At 65.8% G+C, this 21,257-nt stretch carries 20 protein-coding genes; 12 read left to right on the forward strand and 8 right to left on the reverse strand.

Features of this window, described 5'->3' with window-relative positions; all coding sequences use genetic code 11:
• Positions 1–28 precede the first annotated feature (28 nt).
• Positions 29–1,102 (reverse strand): metallophosphoesterase, encoded by a 1,074-nt coding sequence (locus tag AC2T4A_RS22010; protein ID WP_486741789.1) that lies wholly within the window; start codon positions 1,100–1,102, stop codon positions 29–31.
• Between the two features lie 117 nt (positions 1,103–1,219).
• Here AC2T4A_RS22010 and AC2T4A_RS22015 point away from each other — a divergent pair, with 117 nt between their 5' ends.
• Positions 1,220–2,647 carry an ArnT family glycosyltransferase gene (locus AC2T4A_RS22015; protein WP_486741790.1) on the forward strand — a complete coding sequence of 476 codons (1,428 nt, stop codon included), beginning with the start codon at positions 1,220–1,222 and terminating at the stop codon, positions 2,645–2,647.
• Between the two features lie 86 nt (positions 2,648–2,733).
• Positions 2,734–3,822: an FUSC family protein gene (locus AC2T4A_RS22020; RefSeq protein WP_478379062.1), complete on the forward strand. Its 1,089-nt coding sequence runs from the start codon at positions 2,734–2,736 to the stop codon at positions 3,820–3,822.
• Positions 3,823–3,853: 31 nt separating this feature from the next.
• Here the strand turns inward: AC2T4A_RS22020 and AC2T4A_RS22025 are convergent, their stop codons facing one another.
• Positions 3,854–4,627, reverse strand: coding sequence for a 3-oxoacyl-ACP reductase family protein (locus AC2T4A_RS22025; protein ID WP_416747168.1), 774 nt, complete (start codon positions 4,625–4,627; stop codon positions 3,854–3,856).
• Positions 4,628–4,750: 123 nt separating this feature from the next.
• On the opposite strand from AC2T4A_RS22025, the gene AC2T4A_RS22030 reads away from it, so the two are divergent.
• Together AC2T4A_RS22030 and AC2T4A_RS22035 are read left to right on the forward strand one after the other, a co-directional pair.
• Complete coding sequence (locus tag AC2T4A_RS22030; protein WP_416747167.1) at positions 4,751–5,674, forward strand: LysR family transcriptional regulator; 924 nt, start codon at positions 4,751–4,753, stop codon at positions 5,672–5,674.
• A gap of 142 nt (positions 5,675–5,816) precedes the next feature.
• A complete protein-coding gene (locus AC2T4A_RS22035; protein ID WP_416747165.1) occupies positions 5,817–6,074 on the forward strand; it encodes a hypothetical protein in 258 nt (85 codons plus the stop codon).
• 62 nt (positions 6,075–6,136) lie between these two features.
• Here AC2T4A_RS22035 and AC2T4A_RS22040 read toward each other — a convergent pair whose 3' ends face one another.
• Positions 6,137–6,463: an I78 family peptidase inhibitor gene (locus AC2T4A_RS22040; protein WP_486741791.1), complete on the reverse strand. Its 327-nt coding sequence runs from the start codon at positions 6,461–6,463 to the stop codon at positions 6,137–6,139.
• A gap of 227 nt (positions 6,464–6,690) precedes the next feature.
• On the opposite strand from AC2T4A_RS22040, the gene AC2T4A_RS22045 reads away from it, so the two are divergent.
• A complete protein-coding gene (locus AC2T4A_RS22045) occupies positions 6,691–7,077 on the forward strand; it encodes a hypothetical protein (protein WP_045207832.1) in 387 nt (128 codons plus the stop codon).
• A gap of 46 nt (positions 7,078–7,123) precedes the next feature.
• On the opposite strand, the gene AC2T4A_RS22050 is transcribed toward AC2T4A_RS22045, so the two are convergent.
• Entirely contained in the window at positions 7,124–7,996 is an 873-nt protein-coding gene (locus AC2T4A_RS22050) for a LysR family transcriptional regulator (RefSeq protein ID WP_486741792.1), read from the reverse strand.
• A gap of 108 nt (positions 7,997–8,104) precedes the next feature.
• Here AC2T4A_RS22050 and AC2T4A_RS22055 point away from each other — a divergent pair, with 108 nt between their 5' ends.
• The 7 genes from AC2T4A_RS22055 (at position 8,105) to AC2T4A_RS22085 (ending at position 12,009) form a co-directional block, all read left to right on the forward strand.
• Positions 8,105–8,863, forward strand: coding sequence for a CTP synthase C-terminal region-related (seleno)protein (locus AC2T4A_RS22055; protein WP_486741793.1), 759 nt, complete (start codon positions 8,105–8,107; stop codon positions 8,861–8,863).
• Positions 8,860–9,183, forward strand: coding sequence for an antibiotic biosynthesis monooxygenase family protein (locus tag AC2T4A_RS22060; RefSeq protein ID WP_138522940.1), 324 nt, complete (start codon positions 8,860–8,862; stop codon positions 9,181–9,183). The genes AC2T4A_RS22055 and AC2T4A_RS22060 overlap by 4 nt, the downstream gene beginning before the upstream one ends.
• A 93-nt stretch (positions 9,184–9,276) precedes the next feature.
• Positions 9,277–9,738, forward strand: coding sequence for a hypothetical protein (locus AC2T4A_RS22065; RefSeq protein WP_486741794.1), 462 nt, complete (start codon positions 9,277–9,279; stop codon positions 9,736–9,738).
• 19 nt (positions 9,739–9,757) lie between these two features.
• On the forward strand, positions 9,758–10,183 hold the full coding sequence (locus AC2T4A_RS22070) for a VOC family protein (protein ID WP_416747156.1): 426 nt from the start codon (positions 9,758–9,760) through the stop codon (positions 10,181–10,183).
• Positions 10,184–10,549: 366 nt separating this feature from the next.
• A complete protein-coding gene (locus AC2T4A_RS22075) occupies positions 10,550–10,978 on the forward strand; it encodes a C40 family peptidase (RefSeq protein WP_486743712.1) in 429 nt (142 codons plus the stop codon).
• Positions 10,979–11,090: 112 nt separating this feature from the next.
• Entirely contained in the window at positions 11,091–11,684 is a 594-nt protein-coding gene (locus AC2T4A_RS22080; protein WP_486741795.1) for a C40 family peptidase, read from the forward strand.
• A gap of 31 nt (positions 11,685–11,715) precedes the next feature.
• Entirely contained in the window at positions 11,716–12,009 is a 294-nt protein-coding gene (locus AC2T4A_RS22085; protein WP_416747152.1) for a hypothetical protein, read from the forward strand.
• Positions 12,010–12,015: 6 nt separating this feature from the next.
• Here AC2T4A_RS22085 and AC2T4A_RS22090 read toward each other — a convergent pair whose 3' ends face one another.
• The 4 genes from AC2T4A_RS22090 to AC2T4A_RS22105 are packed head-to-tail and all read right to left on the reverse strand — an operon-like array spanning position 12,016 to position 21,033.
• The gene (locus tag AC2T4A_RS22090; RefSeq protein WP_416747334.1) at positions 12,016–13,473 is read right to left on the reverse strand and encodes an efflux transporter outer membrane subunit; all 1,458 of its coding nucleotides are present in this window, start codon (positions 13,471–13,473) and stop codon (positions 12,016–12,018) included.
• A gap of 26 nt (positions 13,474–13,499) precedes the next feature.
• Positions 13,500–16,616: a multidrug efflux RND transporter permease subunit gene (locus tag AC2T4A_RS22095; protein ID WP_416747150.1), complete on the reverse strand. Its 3,117-nt coding sequence runs from the start codon at positions 16,614–16,616 to the stop codon at positions 13,500–13,502.
• Entirely contained in the window at positions 16,616–19,738 is a 3,123-nt protein-coding gene (locus AC2T4A_RS22100; RefSeq protein WP_486741796.1) for an MdtB/MuxB family multidrug efflux RND transporter permease subunit, read from the reverse strand. Before AC2T4A_RS22100 ends, AC2T4A_RS22095 begins: the two co-directional genes overlap by 1 nt.
• The gene (locus tag AC2T4A_RS22105) at positions 19,735–21,033 is read right to left on the reverse strand and encodes an MdtA/MuxA family multidrug efflux RND transporter periplasmic adaptor subunit (protein ID WP_486741797.1); all 1,299 of its coding nucleotides are present in this window, start codon (positions 21,031–21,033) and stop codon (positions 19,735–19,737) included. The genes AC2T4A_RS22100 and AC2T4A_RS22105 overlap by 4 nt, the downstream gene beginning before the upstream one ends.
• Between the last annotated feature and the right edge of the window lie 224 nt (positions 21,034–21,257).

The following is a 21,257-nucleotide window of genomic DNA, read 5'->3' on the forward strand; positions in this document are numbered from 1 at the left end:
GATTCTAACGAAAACCCCCAGGGCACAACTACTGGCCAGTGGCCCTGTTCGTCGCCAACTGGGCACCATCGTTCTGCTTCAGGCAACCCTGCGCCATCCACGGGCAGGCCCGAGCCCAGAGGAAGCCCTGCTCGCGGTTCCCCTGCGGGTCGTAGTAAGCCAGTTGCAGGCGATCCGCGCTGAAGGCCAACCGCGCAAAGCCGTGCTGTTCGGCGGCGAACAGCGTGCCTTCAGCCGGCGCGCCGGGCCTGATCCCGTCGAGAGTCTGGCCGCCACCACCGGAGACCAGCCAGGCCGGCTCACCGGGGCGGACTATCACTTCCTGGTTGTGCTCGTGGCCGGACAGGTAGAGGTCCACGCCACTGCGCTGCATCGCCGGCAGCAGTTGCTGCAGCAACTCGCTGTCATCGCCATGCTTGCCGCCACTGCTGCGGATAGCGTGGTGCGCCACTACCATCTTCCACAGCGGTGCGGAGCCCGGCCGGGAGAACTCCCGCTGCAGGAAGGCTGCCTGGCGCTGACGGCCGGCGGCATCTTCATTGGTGTCCAGGAAGGCCACGCGCAACAGCGGGCGCCCGTCCACCTCACCGAAGTCGCGGGTATAGAAAGGCGCCGGCATCTGCCAGCGACCGGAGCCCACGCGCCGGCTGGCGTAGTCCAGTTCGACGGCAGCGGAAGCCGGGTAGTCGTGATTACCCAGCACCGCATAGAAGGGCACATGGCTGAGCCAGCGCCCGTGGTAGACGCGCTCGAACTTGAGCTGCCAGGCCGGGTCATCGACGCCGCTCAAGGTCTTGCCATAGAAGTTGTCGCCCAGCAGCAGGACCATGTTCACCCCGCCTTCGCTTTCCGCGACGCGCTCCATGCCCTCCGCCACACGCCATTGCTGCAGGTCGCCACTGCCCTGGTCGCCCAGCGCCAGCAGGATGACCTGCGAGGGATTCTGGCCTTGCAAGGGCGTGTACGGCGGTGGCGGAACCAGCACCATGAAACCGGCCAGGCAGCCGGCCACCACGATCAGCACGACCAGCGCCAGCAACAGATAGCGACGGCGAAGGCGACGCGGGAAGGCAACTTGGGAATCAGGCAGGCGAGCGGACATGGCGACCCCCAGGGGAGTACCGGGCGAGGGTCGCAGTGAAGCATCGCGAAGGTTAATTTCGCGTTAACTAAATGTCGCCTATACATGCAGAGACTCCTGACCAGCCGCGGATTTCCCATGCCCCAGCGCCGCCACCTTCTTGTCCTGCTCGTGCTGGGCGGCCTGCTGTTCTTCTGCGCGTTGGGTAATCACCAGTTGCAGGGTTCCACCGAGCCTCGGGTGGCGGGCATCGCGATGGAAATGCACCTCGACCGGGACTGGGTGACGCCGCGCCTGAACGGCCAGCCGTTCCTGGAGAAGCCGCCACTGAGCCTGTGGCTGGACGTCGCTGCCATCCGCCTGTTCGGCCCGACCACACTGGCCGTGCGGCTGGCCTCGGCATTCGCCGGGATGCTCTGTGTACTGCTGCTTTATGGCGTGCTCCGGCGCATCGGCCGGCCCGCGACGCTGGCGCTGCTGGCCTCAATCATGCTGATGACCCTGGCGAGCTTCTGGGCCAATGCCCGTCAGGTGGGCGAAGACGCCCTGCTCACGCTGGGCGTGACCCTGGCGCTGCTGTCCTTCCTGCAGGCCTGGCTCAAGCCGCCGGGGCGCATCGAGCACTGGCTGGCGTTCGCCGCGGGGATCGCCATCTCCACCCTGAGCAAGGGCGTGCTGGGGCTGGCACTGCCGGCAGTAGTGATCTTCGCCTGCCTGCTGTGGGACAGCCTGGCGCGGCGCCGGCTGGAAATCTCCGCCTGGCTGCGCCCCCTGCTGTGGACACTGCCGGGCCTGGTGCCGCTGCTGATCTGGCTGCTGTTCCTCTACCGCGACGGTGGCAGCGCGGCGCTGGAGGAAATCCTCTGGACCAACAGCATCGGCCGCTTCAACGGCTCGTTCAGCGAAGCCGGGCACTTCGAGCCCTTCTACTACTACCTGGTGCGTCTGCCGCAGGCGTTCCTGCCGTGGAACATCCTGCTTTACCTGGGGCTCTGGCACTGGCGCAAACGCCTGGCGCAGTACCGCTACCTGCTGTTCTTCTGCCTGTGGCTGGCGGCACAGTTCGCCCTGCTCACCCTCGCTTCCAGCAAGCGCATGGTCTACCTGATGGCACTGGCACCGGCGGCAGCGGTGATCGCCGCCGAGTATGGCCACGTTCTGCTGTTGCGCTGGCATGCCCGTGCTTCGCGCCGGGTACGCGGTGCCGCTCTGTTCCTGGCGCTGCTGGTACCCGCCTGTTACCTGGGATATGCCATCTGGATCGAACCCCGCGCCGATCAGCAGGACTCCTTCCTCCCGCTGACCGAACGGATTCGCCAGCACCAGATGGCCGGGCGCCAGGTGGCGCTGTTCCAGCCCAGCGAGCGCCTCGCCGGCGCCAGCGTTTTCTATAGCCGCAGCCTGTTGCCGGCGCTGCAGACTACTGAGGAGCTGACGAACTTCCTCAGCCAGCCAGACGAACATATCGCGCTGCTGGAAAGCGAGACGGTGCCGCAAGCGCCGCTGAGCGTGCTGCAGCACTTCCGCGTCGGCGAGCGCGACTACTACTTCGTCGGCCAGCAGTAACCAGGAGATTGACTCAAGGCCGCCCCTGCCAGCCGGGAGCGACTAACCTTGCTGCATCGCCACCGCCCGCACAGGAGCCGCTTCCCTTGGCGAAGCAACCCTCGATCCTCACCCTGCCGTTCCGCCGCCTGGCCAATCCCTATACCCGCTATCGCTATGCCGCCTGGATTCATTGCGTGCGCGTCGGCCTCGCGTTGCTCGCCTCGATGCTGCTGACCAGCGCGCTCAAGCTGCCCCACGGTCTCTGGGCCTCGGTCACGGTACTGGTGGTGATGGGCGGGCTGGTGCACCAGGGGACTATTCGCGGCAAGTCCTACGAGCGGGTGCTCGGCACGCTGGTCGGCGCGCTGCTGGGGCTCTGCGTGATCGCCGTCTATGACCGGACGCGTTCACTCACCCTCACCTACCTGGTGATGTCGGTGCTGGGCGCAGCCTCGGCCTTCTTCGCGATTCGTCGGCCCGGCTACGTGGCGTTGCTGGCAGGGATCACCATGTGCATTGTCGCCGGCCCCGGCGAGACCGGTTTCACCGAGGGATTGTGGCGTTCGGCGAACGTGCTGATCGGCGTCGCGGTGGCGCTGCTGTTCTCGCAGATCTACCCGCTGCGGGCGGTCTACGTCTGGCGCTACCTGCTCTCGGACAACCTTCGGGCCTGCGCGCGGATGTATGGGCAACTATCGTCCAATCACGACTTCACCCCGGAGCACTTCGCCCGCCAACTGGAAGAGCTGGACCATCGCCTGGTGGCGTCCCGGGCGCATCTTGGGCCGGTATCGAAGGAAACGGCGATGCCCTTGCGCGAGCTGGAGATCATCCAGCGCATCCACCGCGCGATCATGGGCACCCTGGAGTCGCTGATCGCCTCGCGGCAGTTCGCCGCCCAGGCCGGGGAGATAGAACCGGTGCCGGCCAGCCTCGATACGCACCGGCAGATCATCGGCCGCCTGCTGCTGCAATCGGCCCATGCCCTGAAATTCAGTCGCACCAGCAAGCTGGTACAGGCCTGCCAGGGGCTGGAGAGCCTGCCGGCTCGGCCGCACAACCTGACCGACTCGTTCGAGAAGCAGGGGTTCTACTGGCTCACCCTGCGCCTCTACGAGCAGGTGGAGATGCTCTCGGCAAAACTCGCCGGCACCTCCGCACACTGGAATATTCAGAGTCGCGACCGGGCCTGAGCCCGGTCGCGCTGCAGTTATCAGGACCCGATCAGGCCCCGAAGCCGCCGTCGATGGTCAGGCTGGCGCCGGTAATGTAGCCGGCTTCCGGACCAGCAAGGTAGGCGACGAAGGCGGCGATTTCTTCCGCGCGGCCATAACGGCCGACCGCCATCAGTTCCATCAGGGATTCCGCGAAGTCGCTGTCAGCCGGGTTCATGTCGGTGTCCACCGGGCCAGGCTGCACATTGTTCACGGTGATGCCGCGCGGGCCGAGATCGCGGGCCAGGCCCTTGGTCAGGCCGACGATCGCCGACTTGCTCATGGCGTAGACCGCGCCGCCGCCGAAGGGCATGCGGTCGGCGTTGGTGCTGCCGATGGTGATGATGCGCCCACCCTGCCCCATGTGCCGCGCGGCAGCCTGGGTGGCGACGAAGACGCTGCGCACGTTCACTGCCAGGGTGCGGTCGAGGTCTTCCAGGCTGAACTCTTCCACCGGAGCGATAGCCAGTACGCCGGCGTTGTTCACCAGGATATCGATGCCGCCCAGGCGCTGAGCGGCAGTATCGATGGCCTGTTGCACCGAAGCTGCGTCAGCGCTGTCGGCTTTGAGCGCCAGGGCGCGGCCGCCGGCGGCTTCGATGCTGGCGGCGAGGTCTTCAGCCTTCTGCGCCGAGCTGACGTAGGTGAAGGCCACGGCGGCACCTTCGTGGGCCAGGCGTTGCACGATGGCGGCGCCAATGCCGCGGGAGCCGCCTTGGACGAAAGCGACTTTGCCGGCGAGCGGCTTGGAGGTGGAGGGCGAGGTGGTTTGCGTGGTGGTCATTTCGTATCTCCAGGAATCTGGTGGGGGAGTAAGTTCGACGGGGCCAGTTTCGCGCTCGCACTCCTGACCCGGTAGCCAGTAATCGCTATATTCAGTCGATACCAAACGTCCGGAATACCACCCATGGAAAGCCTGATCAGTATCGAATGCTTCGTCCGCAGCGCCGAGGCCGGCAGCTTCGCCGCCGCCGCGCGGCGTCTGGGCCTGACACCAGCGGCGGTGAGCAAGAATGTCGCCCGCCTGGAAAACAACCTGGGCGTGCGGCTGTTCCAGCGTAGTACCCGCAGCCTGACCCTGACCGAATCCGGCGAGCGATTTCTCGACGAGGCCAGCGGCGGCCTGGCCAGCCTGCAGAGCGCCATCGCCAACCTGGCCAGCGCCGACGGCCAGCCCAGCGGCATGTTGAAGGTGAGCATGGGGCTGGTATTCGGCCGCGACTACATCCTGCCGCTGCTGGGAGAATTCCTCGGGCGCTACCCGGCGATCCGCCCGGACTGGCACTTCGACAACCGCCAGGTCGACCTCATCGCCGAAGGCTTCGACGCGGCCATCGGCGGCGGCTTCGAGCTGCCGCCCGGCGTGGTGGCGCGCAAGCTGAGCCCGGCGCACCTGGTGCTGCTGGCGTCACCTGCCTACCTGGAGGGGCGCCCGGCGATCCGCTATCCGTCGGACCTGCCCAGCCACGATGGCATCCGCATCCGTTCGCCGCAGACCGGCCGTGTGCGGCCCTGGCCGCTGACCAACCGCCAGCAGGCCCAGGCGCCGATCGCGCTGAAGGAGCGCATGACCTTCAGCGACCCGGAAGCCGCCTGCGTCGCCGCACTCATGGGCCTGGGCGTGACCCTGGTGAGCATGCAGCACGCCGTACCCTACCTCGACAGCGGGCGGCTGGTGCGCGTGTTGCCGGAGTGGTACGTGGACGCCGGCAACACCGCGCTCTACTACACCGCGCAGAAATTGCTGCCGGCCAAGACGCGGGTATTCGTCGATTACGTCATCGAGCACTTTCGCAGCCAGGGCCTGGAGCGCAAGTTCAGTGCGATCTGACCAGCGACACGGCAGAGCGGGCTTTTCCTGACTAGCGTCAGAAATGAAATGAATTTGCGGGGTAAATGCTTGTCGATTGTTAGCAAGCTAACGTAATTTCGAATTTCTTCGATTCGGCATTCGAGATGCAAGGAGAACCTGCATGAAAAAGTACGCCCTGCTCCTGGCCATGGTGTTTTCCGTACCGGCTTTCGCTGACAGCGCGCTGTGCGACGGCAACCTGCAGCAGATCAACGACTTCCTCAAGACCGCCAGCAAGAACGCGACCGGCGTGAAGGTCAACGCGGTCCACGAGTACGTCGCCAAGGCCGAGGAAGCCAAGAAGGCCGGCAATTACGAGGAATGCGTCAACCAGTCGAGCCAGGCACTGCGCGTGATCAAGAAGCCCGCCAACCGCTGATCGCTGTCAGACATGAAAAGCCCCGCCTAGGCGGGGCTTTTTCATGGACAGCTGGCCACGCTTCAGCCGCAGGAAACCTGCTTCACCACCTGGCTGTCATCGACATCGATGTTCAGGCGCTGCGAGTTGTACTCCATGGTCACCGGCTGGTGTGGGGTGAGTACGCGGGCGACGCTGGCGCCGGCGTCGCGGCGGGCTTCCTCGGTGAGCGTCGGGGTAACGACCTTGCCGACGATCGACTGCACCGCTTTAGCGTTGCAGGTGCCGGTCATGGCCGACGAGTCGCCCGTAGCCGGCTGCGCAGCATCGGACGAGGAGTCCTTGGAACTGCAACCGGCGAGCGCGGCGACAGCGAGAAGCGACAAGAGAGTCACTCGGTTGAAGGGCATGGAAGGTCTCCCTGGTTCTTCATGGAAAAAAACGCGAAAGGCGCCACCTTACCAGCCCGAGGGCTGCGGCGGCGCGATGGATATATTGCAGGCTGATACATGCAATGCCCGTCGCAGAGCCGCACGGCGCCATTTACACAACCTTTACACCGGCGGCGTTACGATTCTTTCAAGGCCGATGTCTCATAGATACCTGGTTCCTCGCCGGGTTCCTCAGGAGGTGCATCATGCTTCACCGTCTCCCCCAGATCGCCCTGCTCTGCGCCGGCCTTGCCCTCGCCGGCCAGGCTGCGGCCAACAGCAACACCGATGCTGCCGCGATCGGCGCGGTGGTCGGCGCCGTTGTCGGGGGTGCAGTGGTCGCCGGCTCGCAGCCCGCACCGGCGCCCTATTACGCTCCGCCGCCCCCGGTGGCCTATTACCCGCCGCAACCGGTCTACTACCAGCCGGCGCCGGTCTACCAGCCCGTGTATCAACCGGTGTACCAGCCGGTCTACCGCCCGGTCGTGGTGGTGCCTGGCCCGCGTTACTACGGCCCGCCGCGCTACTACGGTCCGCCGCGTTATTACGGACCCGGCTACTACGGCCCTCCGGGGCACTACCGTCACTGGTAGAGCCGCTACAGAGCAAAGACCCCGCCTCCGGGCGGGGTCTTTTCATTCAGGCCGGCAAACGAATACTCCCGGCCAGTTCCTCGAACAGCGTTACCACCGCCCGCAGCGCCCGGCAGTCCGGCCGGGTCAGCAACCAGAGATGGATGCTGCAGCCGGGCAGTTCCGGCTCCAGCACCTGCAAGCCGTCGTCCGGACGCAGCAGGAACGCCGGCAGCGCCGCCAAGCCCAGGCCTGCGCGGCACAGGTCCAGCACCGACAGCATGCTGTTGCAGCGGTAGGCCGGCAGCACCGAGGGGTAAGCCTGGCGACGCCAGGCAACGCTGGAGTGATCGGGGAGAAAGTCATCCGGGGCGATCCAGCTCATGTCCTGCCAGGGGCGTTCGCCCTGCTCGGCCAGATAATCGCGATGGGCACAGAGGACGTAGTGCACCTCGCCCAGCTTGCGTCCCACCAGATGCTCGGGCGGCGCATTGGTCAGGCGCAGGGCGATGTCGGCGTCGCGGCGGCTGAGGTTGGCGAAGGCGTTGGAAGTGGTCAGTTCCAGGTTGAGCGCCGGGTAGCGCTTCATGAAGCGCGCCAGAGCCGGCAGCAGCAGCCCCTGCAGGACGGTATCGGAACAGGTCAGCCGCACGGTTCCGCTGAGCACATCGTGGCCCTGTTCCAGGCCCAGGCGCGCCGCCTCCAGCGCCTGCTCGGCGAGTTCGGCCTGGGTCGCCAGCTGCTGCGCGGTGGCAGTGGCCAGGTAGCCATTGCGGCCCTTCTCGAACAGCGCAGTGCCCAGCGCCTTTTCCAGACGGCGCACGGCACGGAATACGGTGGAGACGTCTACCTCGAGCAATTCAGAGGCCCGGGCAAGGCTGCCACCACGCACCAGCGCCAGCACCAGGGCGAGATCGGCGTATTCGAGACGGTATTGCATCGACGCACTCCAAGGTTGCGCAACCGCCCATTTTCGATTGCGCCTGCGCAACTATAAATTGCTGCCCATGGGCCCGCCAATGGGCCACGACGCCTGGGGGAACAAAGGATGGGAAAACGTCGTAAAGCACTGCGGATCGGCCTGATCGGCGACCGCGACAGCCGCGTCACCGCCCATTGGGCGATTCCCCTGGCCCTGCAGCAATCGCTGCTGCCACATTCGGGCACCCTGCGTGTGGATTGGCTGGACACCCCGCGCCTCGCCCAGGGCCTGGACCTTGAGCCGTATTCCGGCTTCTGGTGCATCCCCGGCAGTCCCTACCTGAACACCGACGGCGCGCTGCGGGCGATCACCTTCGCCCGCGAAAACCAGGTGCCCTTCCTCGGCACCTGCGGTGGATTCCAGCATGCGCTATTGGAGCGCGCCCGCAACGTCCTCGGCTGGAGCGACGCGGCCCATGCCGAGATGGCCCCGGGGGCAGCGCGTGCGGTAGTCCATGCCCTGCCCTGTTCACTGGTGGAAGTCAGCGAGACCATTCGCCTCATGCCCGGCTCGAACCTGGCCGCGATCTACGGCCTGGCGGAGATTCGTGAAGGTTACCGCTGCAGCTACGGGGTGAACCCGGAGTTCCAGGACATCCTCTTCGGCGGCTCGCTCCGCGCCTGCGCCCGCGGCGAAGACGACAGCATCCGGGCACTGGAAGCCACCGACCATCCCTTCTTCATCGCCACCCTGTTCCAACCCGAACGCAAGGCACTGGCCGGCATCGCCGTGCCGCTGGCCGAAGCGCTCCTGTCCGCTGCATTCCGCCATCAGTCCAGCCGCCAATCCAGTCAAGAGCCCAGCCACATCAGGAGCCCCGCATGATCGCCAGCACACCGCAACCGCCCTATTACGCCGTGACCTTCACCTCCTATCGCACCGAACTGGACGAAGGCTATGGCGCCACCGCCGAGCGCATGCTGGAACTGGCCGCGCAGCAGGACGGTTTCCTCGGCGTCGAATCTGCCCGCGGCGCCGACGGTCTGGGCATCACCGTGTCTTACTGGCGCGACGAAGCCGCCATCCGCCAGTGGAAGCAGCAGGCCGAGCACCGCATGGCCCAGCAGGCCGGCCGGCGCGACTGGTACAGCGCTTTCCGCGTGCGCATCAGCCGGGTCGAGCGCGAATACGGTTTCGAACGCTGAGCGACCCCTTCTGGCCCAGACACGACATGCCGGGTTCGATGCCCGACGCACATCGTCTAGGCTGGTCCCCATTGAGCAAAGGGGGACCGACGCATGCACCGACAAGCCAGTGAACTGCAGGCCGCCTACCTGGGCGAAGTCCGCGGTGAAAACTTCTTCCTCGGCCTGGCCGAGCAACTGCCGGAGGGGGCGTCCTCGATGCTCCTGCTGGCGCGACTGGAACGCCAGACCGGCCTGCGCATGGCGCGGCTGCTGCAGCGTCACGGCCTGCCGCTGGGCGACACCGCCCACGCCGCCGCCCAGGGCCGCCAACGCGCCGCCGATTGGCGCGGGCTCGACTGGCCGCAGACCCTGGCAAAACTCGAAGTGCTGGTGGAGCCTTACGTCCAGCGCTACGACAGCCTGGCCATAGAGGGCGACGACGATGACCGGGACATTCTCGACGACCTTGCCGAGCACGAACATGCGCTGCTGGAGTTCACTCGCCTCGCCCGCGAAGGCCAGATGAACGCAGCCAAGGCCACCATCAGCCGCCTGCTGGCTGTAGCGGCCTGAACCTGACGGGAGCACGTCCATGGCGTTATCACCTTTTCACCTGGCGATCCCGGTCTACGATCTGGCGCTGGCCCGGCATTTCTACGGCGAGGTATTCGGCCTTGCCGAGGGCCGCAGCAGCGCCCAGTGGGTGGACTTCGACTTCTTCGGCCACCAGCTGGTGATCCATGAGCACCCGCGCACGGCAAGCCAGGAAGCGGCACACACCAATGCCGTGGACGGTCACGACGTGCCGGTACCGCACTTCGGCGTGGTATTGCCCTGGGAAGACTGGGAGCGCCTGGCGCAAAGGCTGCGGGAGCGTGGCACGCAGTTCGTCATCGAACCCCACGTGCGCTTCCAGGGCCAGGTGGGCGAACAGGCCACGTTGTTCCTCTTCGACCCCTGCGGCAATGCCCTGGAGTTCAAGGCATTCAAGGACATCGGCCAGCTCTTTGCTCGCTGAATGGCGACCGATCATCCACCCTGGAATCTACCTTCAAATCTACTGGAAATTTCCTACATAGAATTTTCCTAGCCATTCCTAGGATGGCGCCCGTCTCCACCGTTCACCCTGAGGTGACTCGACGTGCGCCCACTCCGCTGGCTTCCTCTGTATCTGCTCTGCACCTTCGGAGCGCCGCTTGCCTTCGCCGATGATTTCGAGGCGCCTGGCTGGCGTCGTCTCGATGCCTCCCCCATCGACCGGACCTTCGCCCCTGCAGGCCAGCCGGCATACCGAGGGCAGCAGCCCGACGCAAGCCTCCATCTGCGAGGCGGCGGGCCTGCTACATCATCCCGGGCCGAAACGGGTACGCGATCCGCCATGTTCATGACCTCCTCGAGGTACGAGAAGGGCAGCAGGAATTTCAGCCCGGTGGACACCTCGCGCATCGTCGAGCGAGCCCACCAACTGATCGGCACGCCCTACCGCTGGGGCGGCCAAAGCGAAGAGTCCGGCTTCGACTGCAGCGGCCTGCTGGTCTACCTGTACGGCACCATCGCCAACCGCAAGCTGCCGCGCACCACGGCATCCATGGTCGCGCAGAAACGCAACACCGTGGACCAGGACGAACTGCAACCCGGTGATGCGGTGTTCTTCAACCATGACGGCCGCGGCAGGACCAGCCATGTCGGCCTGTACATAGGCGACGGGCGCTTCATTCACGCGCCGCGCACCGGCAAGACCATTCGCATCGACTCCCTGGACAACAGCTATTGGCAACGCCGCTACACGACGGCCCGACGCTTCAGCGGCTGAATTTCGATCAGAAAATACCTACAGGCATTCGGATTCTTGCCACGTTCCCGCTTACGAGGAGGTTTCTAAGATAGCGCCCCGTTCAGCCAGTTAGTCACACGATGTACCCGATATGCGTTCCCTCACCTTGCTGAGCACTGCCCTGTTGCTTGCTCTTTCGCTCCCGGTCGCTGAGGCGCGGGAGTCCAAGAGCCCTCCGCTCCACAAGACCACATCGAGCCTGTCGCGCACGTCCCACGCCAAGCCCTTCAATCACAACAACGTTCGCCCGCACCACACATCGAAGCAGCCGTCGCCGGCTGGTCTGCACAGGCCCCAGACGATTGCCAGCACCCGCGTGGTCGCCCGCGCCCGGCAACTGATCGGCATTCCCTATCGACGGGGCGGCACTTCAGTGGACGATGGCTTCGATTGCAGCGGGCTGCTGGTCTACCTGTTCCGCACCGAGGCGGGCATGAAACTGCCTCGCACCACAGCCGAGATGATCGAAGGCGAAAGCAAGCGCATTGGCCGTGGCGAGCTCAAACCGGGCGATGCGGTGTTCTTCAACCACAACGGCCGCGGCAATGTCAGCCATGTCGGGCTGTACATCGGCAACAACCGGTTCATTCACGCCCCCAGCTCCGGCGAGCGCATCCGCATGGACTCGCTGGACGACCACTATTGGGAACGCAGCTACACCACCGCCCGCCGTTTCAACGGCTGACCTCTTACTCCCTGTAACCGGACCCCTGACAATGCCCAGCCTGCTGGTCGAGATAGTGCGCTACACGGAAGAGTGCTTCCCCGGTTGGGCCGAGTGCCGCCTGATCGATGTCGGTGGGCGCGACTGGCGCTTCCTCAAGCCGCGCGCGCGCCTGCGCACCGACAGCCAGGATGATCGCCTGCCCGCCATCGGGCGCATCGACTGCGAAGTGCTCGAGCGTCAGGGCGGCGCCGTGCTGGTCAGCACCGCGCAGCCTCGCGGCATCAAGTCACTGGACGGTGAGTACCGTTTCCGGATTCCCCTGAGCGCCCTGATCGAGGACTGACCATCGTCAGTCCCGCTTCGCCTGCCCTTCCTCGGCGATCTTCGCCGCATCCCAACCGCCGCCCAGCGCGGCGATCAGTTGCACGCTGGCAGTCAGACGACTGCCCGTCAGGGTCAGCAACGTGCGCTCGTTGGACAGCGCGCTGGTCTGGGTGGTGACCACGTTGCTGTAGTCGATGGTACCGGCCTTGTATTGGTTGGTGGTCAGGCGCAGCGCCTCGCGGGCGGAATCCAGCGCTTCCTGTTGCACGCCGCTCTCCTCTTCCAGCACCTTGAGCTGGACCATGTAGTCCTCGACTTCGCGGAAACTGTCCAGCACGGTCTGCCGGTAACTGGCCACGGTCTGGTCGTAGCTCGCCTCGGCCTGCTCCACCTGGGAGGCGATCAGCCCGCCATCGAACAGCGTCATGGCGAATTGCGGGCCGATGGACCAGTAGCGGTTGGGTGTCTCGATCCAGTTCTGGAAGCTGCCGCTGCGATAGCCACCGGCGGCGGTGAGGGTCAGGTCGGGGAACCAGGCGGCCTTGGCCACGCCGATCTTGGCGTTGGCGGAAATCACCTGGCGCTCGGCGGAAGCCACGTCCGGGCGGCGCTGCAACATCTCCGACGGCAGCAGCGCCGGCACTGCCGGCAGGTTCGGCACGCCGTCCACGACAGCCAGGGAGAACTGCGCCGGCGGGACGCCGACCAGCACCGCGATGGCGTGCTCAAGCTGCGCACGCTGGTACTTCAGGTCGATGGCCTGGGCCTCGGTGCTCTTGAGCTGGGTGCGTGCCTGGGCGACATCGGCCTTGGTGACGATGCCGGCGTTGTACTGGTTCTCGGTGAGCTTGAGCGAGCGCTGGTAGGCCGTGACCGTGTCGTTGAGCAGCTTGATCTGCTGGTCCATCACCCGCAGCTGCAGGTAGTTCTGGGTCAGCTGGGACTGCAGGGAAAGACGCGAGTTGGCCAGATCCGCGGCACTGGCGTCCATGCTGGCGTTATCGGCCTCCAGCTGGCGGCGCAGCTTGCCCCACAGGTCCAGTTCCCAACTCACGCCGAGGCTCGCCGAATAGCTGTTGCTGATCGAACTGCTGCCGCCGCCACTGCTGACGGTGGAGCCGTCAGGCAGGCGCACGCTGCCGCCGCTACCGGTGCCTTGCCCGGAGCGGGTCTTGCCGACGTCGGCGCTGATGGTGGGGAAGAACGAGGAGCGCGCGCCCTTGGCCAGCGCCTGGGCCTGGCGGTAGGACGCAACCGACTGCGCCAGGGTCTGGTTGGCAGCAACCAGGCGGGTCTGCAGGTCGTTCAGCGTGGCGTCGCCATACAGCTCCCACCAGGCACCGTGGTTGAAGCCGTCCTGCGGCTTCGCCAGTTGCCAGCCCTCGCCCTCCTTGAAGCTGGCGGGCACCGTCAGCTCGGGACGCTGGTAGTCCGGGCCGATGGCGCAACCGGCCAGGGCCACGGCCAGCGCCAGGGCCGCCATTGGAGAAAGCAGTGAACGGGAGCGAATCATACGGGTGTCTCCAGGGCGCCGTCGGTGCGCACGCCGCGCTTCTTGTTGACCCAATGGCGCAGGCGGTCGAGGTAGAGGTAGACGACAGGGGTGGTGTACAGGGTCAGCAACTGGCTGCCGATCAGGCCGCCGACGATGGTCATCCCTAGGGGGCGACGCAGCGCGGCATCGCCACCGATACCAAAGATCAGCGGCAGCGCGCCGAGGATGGCGGCCAGGGTGGTCATCATGATCGGCCGGAAACGCTTCATCGCTGCTTCGAGGATCGCGTCGCGCGGCGACAGGCCGAGGGTACGCTCGGCGTCGAGGGCGAAGTCGATCATCATGATGGCGTTCTTCTTCACGATGCCGATCAGCAGGATTACGCCAATCAACGCGATCAGCGACAGCTCGGTACGGAACAGCATCAGCGTGAGCAGCGCACCGACGCCCGCCGAGGGCAGCGTCGAGAGAATGGTCAGCGGGTGCACGTAACTCTCGTAGAGGATGCCCAGCACGATGTAGACCGACACCAGCGCCAGCAGGATCAGCCAGGGCATGTCGTTCTGCGTGTCCTGTACTGCGCCGGCGTTGCCTTCGAAGGTGGCCTGGATTTCCATCGGCAGGTGGATGGGTTCCACCGCCGCCAGGATCGCATCGCGCGCCGGGCCGATCTGCGCGCCCTGGGCCAGGTTGAAGGAGAAGGTGGTCGCGGCAAACTGGCCCTGGTGGTTGACCTCCAGTGGTGCGCGGCTGGGCTCGATGTGGGTGAAGGCCGACAGCGGGATGCGCTCGCCTTCGCTGTTGATCACGTAGACCTGGCGCAGCTCCTCGGGGGTTTCCTGGTACGGTTGGGCGACTTCCATCACCACGTGGTACTGGTTCAGCGGGTTGAAGATGGTCGAGACCTGGCGCTGGCCGTAGGAGTTGTTCAGCACCGCGTCCACCTCGGCGACGTTCACACCCAGGCTGGCCGCGCGGTCGCGGTCGATCACCAGGCGGCTCTGCACGCCCTTGTCCTGGGCGTCACTGTTCACGTCGACGATCTGCGGCACCTTGTTCATCGCCGCCTCGACCTTGGGCGCCCATTCGCGCAGCAGGTTGAGGTCGTCACTGCGCAGGGTGAAGTCGTACTGCGCATTACCCTGGCGCCCGCCGATGCGCACGTCCTGGCCGGCGACCAGGAACAGGTTGGCACCGGGAACTTCCGCCAGCTTCTTGCGCAGGCGGTTGACGATGGCTTCGGCGGAATCGCGCTCGGTGATGTCCTTCAGAGTGACGAAGAAGGAGCCGGTGTTGCTCGACTGCCACTTGCCGCCGCCGACGAAGCCCACCACGTTTTCCACGCCCGGGTCCTCGGAGAGTATCTTGCGGAACTGCGCCATCTTCTTGTCCAGCGCCTGGAACGAAATGCTCTGGTCGGCCACCGCGAAGCCGCGCAGGCGCCCGGAATCCTGCTGCGGCAGGAAGCCCTTGGGCACCACCACGAACAGGTACAGGTTCAGCGCGATGCAACCGAGCATGATCACCACCATCAGCCGCGAGTGCTCCAGCGCCCAGCTCAGGCTGGCGCGGTAACGCTGCATGAAGGCGACGAAGTAGCGGTTGCTCTGGCGCTCCACCGAGGCTTTCTTCGGCCCCCGCTCCATGGGCTTGAGCAGGCGCGCGCAGAGCATCGGTGTCAGCGTCAGCGACACCACCAGCGACACCAGGATGGCCGCCGCCAGGGTTACCGAGAATTCACGGAACAGCCGTCCGGTGATGCCGCCCATGAGCAGCAGCGGGATGAATACCGCTACCAGCGACAGGGTCATCGACAGCACGGTGAAACTCACCTCTCTAGCCCCGCGAATGGCGGCCTGGATCGGCGGATCGCCCTCCTCGATGCGCCGGGCGATGTTCTCCACCACGACGATGGCGTCGTCCACCACGAAGCCGGTGGCGATGATCAGCGCCATCAGTGACAGGTTGTTCAGCGAGAAGCCGCACAGGTACATGACCGCGAAGGTGCCCACCAGCGAAACCGGCACCGCGAGGCTGGGGATCAGCGTGGCGCGGCCGTTGCGCAGGAACAGGTAGACCACCAGGATCACCAGCACCACGGAGATGATCAGGGTCAGCTCGGCCTCTTCCAGCGAGGAGCGGATCGACGGGCTGCGGTCGTCCATCACCGATAGTTTCACCTGCGGGCCGAGCACGTCCTGGATGATCGGCAACTGCTCGTGGATGGCGTCGGTGGCTTCGATGATGTTGGCGCCGGGCTGGCGGGTGATGATCAGCAGCACCGCCGGCAGGTCGTCGGAGAAGCCGGCGTTGCGCACGTCTTCCACCGAGTCGGTGACTGTGGCGACGTCCTTCAGGCGCACCGCCGCGCCGGTCTCGGCGTTGTAGTGGACGATCAGCGGGGCGTACTCGCTGGCCTTGCGCAGTTGGTCGTTGGAGTCCACTTGCCAATGGCGCTCACCGAACTCCAGCGAACCCTTGGGCCCATCGGCATTGGTGTTGTTGATGGCGGTGCGCACGGTATCCAGGGAGATGCCGTAGTGGCTGAGCTGGTCGGGGTTCACGTCGACGCGCACTGCTGGCAGCGAGGATCCGCCGATGCTTACCTGTCCCACTCCCTTCACCTGCGCCAGCTTGGGCGAGACGATGGTCGAGGCCAGGTCGTACATCTCGCCGCGGGTGTAGGTGTCCGAGGTGAGCGTGAGGATCATGATCGGCATGTCCGACGGATTCGCCTTGCGATACGTCGGGTTGTTCGGCATGCCGGTGGGCAGCAGACTCATCGCCGCGTTGATCGCCGACTGCACCTCGCGGGCGGCGCCGTCGATGTCCTTGGAGAGGTCGAACTGCACGATGATGGTGGTGTTGCCCAGGGAGCTGCTGGAGGTCATGTCGGTGACCCCGGCGATGCGCCCGAGCGAGCGCTCCAGCGGCGTCGCCACCGTGGACGCCATGGTCTCCGGGCTGGCGCCAGGCAGCGAGGCCTGTACCAGGATGGTCGGGAAATCGACGTTGGGCAGAGGCGCCACCGGCAGCAGGCTGAACGACAGCGCACCGGCCAGCATCAGCGCCAGGGTCAGCAGGCAGGTGGCGACCGGGCGCAGGATGAACAGGCGAGACAAGCCGCCCATCAGCCGCGCTCCGCCGGGTCAATGCTGTTCACGTCCAGGCCGTGACGCTGCCGCCAGTTGGCCCAGCGCGTGGCGAGGCGGTCGAAGTACAGGTAGATCACCGGCGTGGTGAACAGGGTGAGCAACTGGCTGACCAGCAGGCCGCCGACCATGGTGACGCCCAGCGGCTGGCGCAGCTCGGCGCCGGCGCCGCCGGCGAGCATCAGTGGCAGCGCGCCGAGCAGCGCGGCCATGGTGGTCATCAGGATCGGCCGGAAGCGCAGCAGGCACGCCTGGTAGATCGCCTCATGGGGCGGCTTGCCCTCGTTGCGTTCGGCGTCCAGGGCGAAGTCGATCATCATGATCGCGTTCTTCTTCACGATGCCGATCAGCAGGATGATGCCGATGATCGCCACGATGCCGATGTCCTGCCCCGAGAGCATCAGCGCGAGCAGCGCGCCCACGCCCGCCGAGGGCAGCGTCGAGAGGATGGTCACCGGGTGGATGAAGCTCTCGTAGAGGATGCCGAGCACGATGTACATGGTGACGATGGATGCCAGCACCAGCAGCAGGGTGTTGGACAGCGAGGCCTCGAATGCCTGCGCCGCACCGCGGAAGCTGCCCTGCAGGCTGACGGGCATTTCCATCTGCGCCTCGACGTCGCGGATCGCCTGCACCGCCTCGCCCAGGGCAACGCCCTTGGCCAGGTTGAAGGAGATGGTCGCGGCCGGGAACTGGGCGATGTGGTTGACCGCCAGCAGGGTGTGGCGCTCCTCCACCCTGGCCAGGCTCGACAGGCGCACCTGGGTGCCGTCGCTGGCCGGCACGTAGAGGTTTTCCAGCGACTGCGGGCCGATCTGGAATTCCGGCGCCACTTCCAGCACCACGCGGTACTGCGTGGCCTGGGTGAAGATGGTGGAAATCAGCCGCTGGCCGAAGGCGTTGTACAGCACGCTGTCGATGTTCGACAGGCTCACGCCCAGGCGCGAAGCGGTGTCACGGTCGATGTTGATGTAAGCCTGCAGCCCCTTGTCCTGCCAGTCGGTGGCTACATCGGCCAGCTCCGGCAATTGCTGCAGGCGGTCCACCAGGCGCGGGACCCAGTCGGCGAGGACGTCCGGGTCGGCATCCTGCAGGGTGAACTGGTATTGGGTGCGGGCGATGCGGTCTTCGATGGTCAGGTCCTGCACCGGCTGCATGTACAGCTTGATGCCGGCGATCTGGTCCAACTCCGGCTGCAGGCGATGGATCACCTCGCTGGCGGTGACGTCGCGGTCTGCGTGGGGCTTGAGGTTGATCAGCAGGCGCCCGGTGTTGAGCGTCGCGTTGGTGCCATCGACGCCAATGAACGAGGACAGGCTTTCCACCGCCGGGTCCTGCAGCACGATCTTCGCCAGGTCCTGCTGGCGGCTCGCCATGGCCTGGAAGGAAATCGACTGCGGCGCCTCGGCGATGCCCTGGATCACCCCGGTGTCCTGCACCGGGAAGAAGCCCTTGGGCATGAAGATGTACAGCAGCGCGGTGAGCACCACGGTACCGATGGCCACCAGCAGGGTCAGCGGCTGGTGACGCAGGACCACGCGCAGGGCAGCGGCGTAGCGCTCGATCATGTTGTCGATGAAGCGCCCGGCGGCGCGGGCGAAGCGCCCTTCCTTCTCCGGCTCGACATGGCGCAGCAGCTTGGCGCTGAGCATCGGTGTCAGGGTCAGGGAAACGAAGCCGGAAATCAGGATCGCCACCGCCAGGGTGATGGCGAATTCGCGGAACAACCGCCCCGCGACGTCGCCCATGAACAGCAGCGGGATCAGCACGGCGATCAGCGAGAAGGTCAGCGAGATGATGGTGAAGCCAATCTGTTTAGACCCCTTGAGCGCGGCCTCCAGCGGCGGATCACCCTTCTCCAGGTAGCGCGCGATGTTCTCCACCATGACGATGGCGTCGTCCACCACGAAGCCGGTGGCGATGGTCAGCGCCATCAGCGTCAGGTTGTTGATCGAGAACCCGGCCAGGTACATCACGCCGAAGGTGCCGATCAGCGATAGCGGCACGGCGAAGCTGGGGATCAGCGTGGCGGAGATATTGCGCAGGAACAGGAAGGTGACCATCACCACCAGGCAGACGGCGAGGAACAGCTCGAACTGCACGTCCGCCACCGAGGCGCGGATGGTCGTGGTGCGGTCGGTGAGCACCGTCACTTCGAGACTGCCCGGCAGGGTCGCCTGCAACTGCGGGAGCATCTTCTTGATGCTGTCCACCACCTCGATGACGTTGGCGCCCGGTTGTCGCTGGATGTTCAGCACCACGGCCGGCGAGGTGTTGGCCCAGGCGGCCAGCCGCACGTTCTCGGCGTCGTCCTCCACGCTCGCCACGTCCCGTACGCGCAGGGGCGAGCCGTTCTTGTAGGCGATGATCAGGTCGCGGTAGGCGTCGGCGGACTTCAGCTGGTCATTGGCGTCCAGGGTCGAGGAGCGGGTCGGGCCGTCGAAGCTGCCCTTGGGGCCATTGAGGTTGTTGTTGGTGACGGTGGTCTGCAGGTCCTGCAGGCTCAACCCGGCTGCGGCCAGGGCGCCGGGGTTGGCGCGGATACGCACGGCAGGGCGCTGGCCGCCGCTGATGCTGACCAGGCCGACGCCGGAAATCTGCGAAATCTTCTGTGCGAGGCGCGTGTCCACCAGATCCTGGATCTGCGGCAGCGGCATGTCCGGGGACATTACCGCCAACGTCAGGATCGGTGCGTCCGCCGGGTTCACCTTGCTGTATACCGGCTGGTTCGGCAGGTCCTTGGGCAGCAGGCTCTGCGCGGTGTTGATCGCCGCCTGGACTTCCTGTTCGGCCACGTCGAGGTTGATCTGCAGACTGAACTGCAGGGTGATCACCGAGGCGCCGCCGGAGCTGGTGGAGGACATCTCGTTCAGGCCGGGAATCTGCCCCAGCTGGTTCTCCAGCGGCGCGGTCACCGAGGAGGTCATGATGTCCGGGCTCGCACCGGGGTACAGGGTCACCACCTGGATGGTCGGGTAGTCCACTTCCGGCAGCGCCGAGATCGGCAGGAAGCGGTAGGCGATGATCCCCGACAGCAGGATCGCCACCATCAGGAGCGTGGTGGCGACCGGCCGCAGGATGAACAGGCGGGACGGGTTCATTCGCTCTTACCGCTGTCCTGGACCGGAGTGTCCGAACCGAACGGCTTGGCGGTGGACTTGTCGCCCTCTTCCGTCGCGGCCGCGCGGGCTTTCTCATCGGAGCTGGCGATGTTCATGCGGGTGCCGTCGCGCAGGCGATCGGTGCCTTCGACGACGACGCGGTCGCCCTCCTTCAGCCCATCGGTGACCACTACGCGTTCGCTCTCGCTGGTGCCCAGGGTGACCAGTTGGCGCTTGGCCTTGCTCTCCTCGCCGACCAGGTAGACGTAGGTGCCGTCGTTGCCGCGCTGCACGGCGTTGGCCGGGATGGTCAGCACGCCCGGCAGGGTCTCGGCGAGCAGGCGCACGTTGACGAACTGGTTGGGGAACAGCTTGTGGTCGTCGTTCTCGAAACCGGCCTTGAGCTTGACGGTGCCGGTGGTGGTGTCGATCTGGTTGTCCAGGGTCTTCAGCACGCCGTTGGCCAGGGTCTGGTTCTGGTTGCGGTCCAGCGCCTCGACCGGCACCGGCTTGTTGCTGTACAGCTCGCGGGCGATGGTGCCCAGTTGCTGCTGCGGCAGACTGAACACCACGGAGATCGGCTTGACCTGGGTGATCACCACCAGCGGCGTGGTGTCGCCAGAGGTGACCAGGTTCCCCACGTCCACCTGGCGCAGGCCGACACGGCCGGAGATGGGTGCGCGCACCTGGGTGAATTCGAGGTTGAGCTTGGCGTCGGCGACCTGGCCCTGGTTGGTCTTCAGGGTGCCTTCGTACTGGCGAACCTGAGCTTCCTGGGTATCCAGCGTCTGCTTGGCGATGGAGTCTTCGGCATACAGGCCCTTGTAGCGGGCGAGGTCGATCTGCGCGTTCTTCAGTTGCGCCTGGTTCTGCAGCAAGGTGCCCTGGGCCTGGTCCAGCGCAGCCTGGAACGGACGCGGATCGATCACCGCAAGGACATCGCCGGCCTTCACTTCCTGGCCTTCCTGGAACGGCACCTTGATCAGTTGGCCGCTGACTCGCGCGCGGACGTTGACGGTGTTGTAGGCCGTCACTGTGCCGAGAGCGTGGTAATGCACCGGCAGGTCACCCTTGGTCACCGGCGCGACGCTGACAGTCACCGCCGTGCCGCCCTGTCCCGCGGCCATCTGCCCCGGCCCCGGACGCCCGCCACGCCCACCCTGGGCTGCCGGCGCTCCCGAAGACGTCGAGTGCAGCCACATGATCAGCCCCACCACGGCGGCGAACAGCAGCGCGGTGATGAGCCAGGGGCGCAGGGTGCGAAGTTTCGAGGGCGATCCGTTGCTTGCTGTCATGAGGCTCTGTCTTTTGAAAAGGGGGCTTGGCGCAAAGAAGTGAGAATACCGAGGCTGAACGATAAGCACAGCCAGGCCGCAGGCAAAGTCTCTTTACCCGCTATTTACCTTTGATTTACCGGGAGTTACGAATTGCCGGGGCATTGCGACCCGGAATGGCCGGAAGGGTTCCCGACCTGGCGGACCGACCCTGGCGGGTCGGCCCGGCTTTCTCACGAAAGCAG

This window comes from Pseudomonas sp. PVC-3-1 (assembly GCF_057444315.1).